A 3,762-nucleotide genomic window follows, 5' to 3' on the forward strand; every position below is an offset into this window, starting at 1 on the left:
TCCGGGTGACCCGACCGATGGTCCGGACGGTGGCTTCCACGCTCTCTTTCTTCTCGGCCATTCTGCCTCCCGTTTCGCTATCCTAGGGCCGAGAAGTGCGTCTTAGCAAACGGCTCCTAATGTCTCATTTGGTTTGACGACATACAGTGAACGACGAGAGCGTCTCGGCCGCCGTGGCGTGCCGCAGGTCGAGCAGCCGGCCGGCGGCGTCATAGGTGTAGGTCGAGACGACGCCGTTCGGCAGCGAGGTCTGAGTCAGTCGGTTGGCGGGATCGTAGCTGTAGGCGGTGACGAGCGAGGCCCAGTCGGTCACTCGCAGCATGCGGTCCGCCGGGTCGTAGCCGTAGGTCACCGTCTTGCCATCCGGGTAGGTCAGCCGGGTGCGGTTGCCCACAGCGTCGTAGGCGTAACCGACGGTGCCGCCAAAGGGATCGGCCTGCCCTGGATGGCTGGCCAGGGTCACCGCCGTTGGCCGGTATAGGTTGTCGTAGGACCAGGTCGTGGTGCCCATGCCGTCCTGCATGCGCGTCCGTGTCCCCGCGGCATCGTAGGTGAAGGCGACATCGGCATCGGGGTCGGGGTAGTCAATTGCCGCCAGACGGTTCAGGGCGTCGTAGACGAAGGTTGTGGTGAATCCCTCGGCGTCGGTTAGCGTCGTCCGGTTGCCATTGCGGTCGTAACCGTAGGCGGTGGTGTGGCCAAGCGCATCGGCTTCGGCGATCAGCCGATTGAGATCATCGTAGGTGGAGGTGGAGATGTGCCCGCTGCCGTCCAGGATGGTGAGCCGGTTGCCATTTCGGTCGTAGGTGTACTCGGTGCGCACGTTGGTGTCGGCGGTGATGGCAGGAACCGGGCGATAGTTCTCGACGACGGCCGTCAGCCGGCTGAGGCGGTCGTACTCGTAGCCCGTCACCACACCCTCGGCATCGGTCATCGAGATCCGGTTGCCGACCTCGTCGTAGGCGTACCTCACCGTGTTGTCGAGCGGATCGGTGATGGTCACCTGGCGGTGCAGCTTGTCATAGGTGAAGGCGGTGACGATCTGCAGCGGGTCGATCTGGGTAAGCACGTTGCCGGCGGCGTCGTAGATCGTCCGGCTGACATGCAGGTTGGGATCGGTGGAGACGACCGGCCGGTTGAGGTCATCATATTCCGTGGACTGCACATGGCCGTTGGGGTCCGTCAGGGTGAGCTGGTTGCCGACCGCATTGTAGGTGTAGGCCGTCACGCCGCCCAGGGCGTCGATCTGGCGCTGCGGGCGGTTGAGGGAATCGTATTCGTACCGTGTCCGCAACTCGTTGGGATCGATCTGCGCCAGCAGATTGCCGAGGGCGTTGAACTCAGAGCGCTGGATGCCGCCCAGGGGATCACGCGTCTCGACCAGCCGGTTGAGCTCGTCGTAGAAGAACAGGGTGGTGTTGCGGTTGGCGTCGGTCATCGAGGTGCGGTTGCCGACGGCATCGTACTCGTACCGCATCACCCCGCCCAGGGCGTCCGTGACGGTCCGCAGGCCGGGAGTGCCAGGGTCGGCCCTACTAACACGACCAGCACTACCAGGAGCGTCGAGCAGTTGGACTTGCGGCGGTGTGCCAGCGGCAGCCGCCTCTTCTGGCCAAACGGCGCCAGTCCGGCCGTTTGCCCCGAGAGCGAGCGAGACGGGGTTGCCGACTGCGGCGCTATTCCGCTGATGACCACGACGGGTGGAAGTCCATTCCCGGTCCCGGGTTCTCAGTGAGGCGCAGAACACCGCCACCGTCAACTCTTGCTACGTATAGGCTCCCGGGGCCATCTCTCGGCGACATGAACGCAATGCACTTGCCGTTGGGCGACCAAGCAGGTGTGTAGTTGTGGGGAGCCTCTTCGTCTGTTAAGTAGCGACCGCCTGACCCATCAGCGTTCATAATGAAGATATCCCAGCCTTCACCTTTGGGGGCCGAGAAGGCCAGCGAAGCGCCGTCAGGCGACCAGCGGACGGGTCCCTCGGCAGGGAGATCGGACAGTCTGTGCCTTTCCGACCCGTCAGGCTTCATGGTGTAGACGTACATATCCAGACTCCCTGCAGACGCCTGATACAGGAAAGCGATCGTGTCCTGGGTGGTGGACCAGTCAGGATACTCCTCTCGAAGTTGGGTCTTTGTGATGCTAGTTTGATCGGGGCCATTCCTGTTTGTGACGAAGATTTCGGAGTTGTCAGATCCATCGAAGTAGTGAACCGTGTAGGCGACCTTTTCACCATCCGGCGACCATGTGGGTTGATCCTCCCATGTATCGGGTCTGTCTGTGAGGCGCCTTGTCTCCGTTCCGTCTGCTGATGTCACGTAGATGTCGAACATGCCTCGATCACCTGCCTGATCGGAGGCGTAGGCTAGCTCTTCGCCGCTCGGTGACCAAGAAGGGTGAAAGTTGAAACCGCCTTCAGCAGCAAGTGCCTGCAGATCCGTCCCATCCATGTTCACTACGAAGACGCTGTCGGTGGCGCCGCCCGTTCGCACAAATGCGATTCTCCCGGCTGTGGAGCTTGACCCCGAGGGAGTAGGCGCACAATCGAGGAAGCTGGCGTCCGAGGGAGGCGACGGCGTCTCAGGGGTGTGCGATGGTCTAGGTGTCCGTGTGATCGGCAAGCGAGTTGCTGAGGCCTGGAGGCTCGGTGATGGGGATTGGTCCACTTGTGGTGAGGCAGACCAGCCCCCCACATTGTTGCAGCCGGCGAGAAGAAGCGAGAGAAGGAGGATTCCCTCAACGACTCGATTGATAGACCCCCCCCCGAAGTCATGGCCCATATTCCGCCCTAGCGATGTAGTGTGGCTCATGCCCCTTTCTCAATCCGCGGCACGTTCGGCGAACCGATATCGACGAGGAATGCTCAAGCGATGCGATCCAATCCTGCGCAAGGCGGAGGGGCTGCGGTCACGCCCGCGCGCACGGAAGCCGAGACTGCAAATCTTCCATCCAGCGTACTCACTCGATGTGACCATCAAGTTCGCGAGGGGAAGTCAATCCGTCAACGAGCAACTGCGGGTGTTGGTTGTCAAGGTCGACCATCTCAAGATGCCAAGAGGAGCCGCGGCCCGCCAAGTATACGAGATGGTTGCCGTCTGGAAACCAGATCGGGTTCGTCTCGGCATCTGGGGCATCGGTGACCTGGCGGACATTCACATGACATGCCTCCTCTGCGTCGGTGCATGCAAGGGTGGCAACATAGATATTCCTATTCCCTTCTTTTCTGGACACGAAGGCGAGCTGCGTCCCGTCGGGAGACCAGGCGGGATAGGAGACAGATCCGTCAGTAGCGATGCGCTGGGCTTTGGCGATGGAGCCCGGCGACTCCCCCACAGAGCTGATGAACAGGTCTGCCTTGTCGCCGCTGGTAGCCGTGTAAGCGATCCGGTCTCCGCTAGGCGACCACTGGATGAAACCAGCCGCATTGCGCGCCATAGTATCTAGGCCGCGGCTGGGCAAGAAGACGACATTGAGAGTCCTAGATCCGATTGTGTCGCCAATGAATGCGATGCGCGTCCCATCGGGGGACCAGTCGGGGTTTGACGGGAATGCTTCCTCGACAGCAACGTATGGGTCCCCAAGTGGGGGCGTCACCATTATTCCTCCGTCTCCCTCCCACGTGGCGTAAGCGACTAGCTCTCCTTTGGGGGACCAATCTGGGTCGTGACCCGCAGACGCCAGGGGTCCGAGGGCACCGCCCCATTCCCCGACTACGAAGACCCCGAGCACATCAGAGACCTCGGGATCGAGGTCGGAGGCGAA

General features: G+C 61.8%; 3 protein-coding genes. All 3 read right to left on the minus strand.

The annotated features are described in order from the left end of the window. Positions 1 to 124 precede the first annotated feature (124 nt). Positions 125 to 1,477 carry a hypothetical protein gene (locus tag MUO23_12205; GenBank protein ID MCJ7513720.1) on the minus strand — a complete coding sequence of 451 codons (1,353 nt, stop codon included), beginning with the start codon at positions 1,475 to 1,477 and terminating at the stop codon, positions 125 to 127. Between the two features lie 199 nt (positions 1,478 to 1,676). After that, a complete protein-coding gene (locus MUO23_12210; GenBank protein ID MCJ7513721.1) occupies positions 1,677 to 2,333 on the minus strand; it encodes a hypothetical protein in 657 nt (218 codons plus the stop codon). 625 nt (positions 2,334 to 2,958) lie between these two features. Further along, positions 2,959 to 3,762 (minus strand): LpqB family beta-propeller domain-containing protein (locus MUO23_12215; GenBank protein MCJ7513722.1); only part of this gene is annotated, 804 nt, incomplete at its 5' end.

It is taken from the genome of Anaerolineales bacterium, from assembly GCA_022866145.1.
In the GTDB taxonomy this organism is placed as follows: Bacteria; Chloroflexota; Anaerolineae; order Anaerolineales; family E44-bin32; genus PFL42.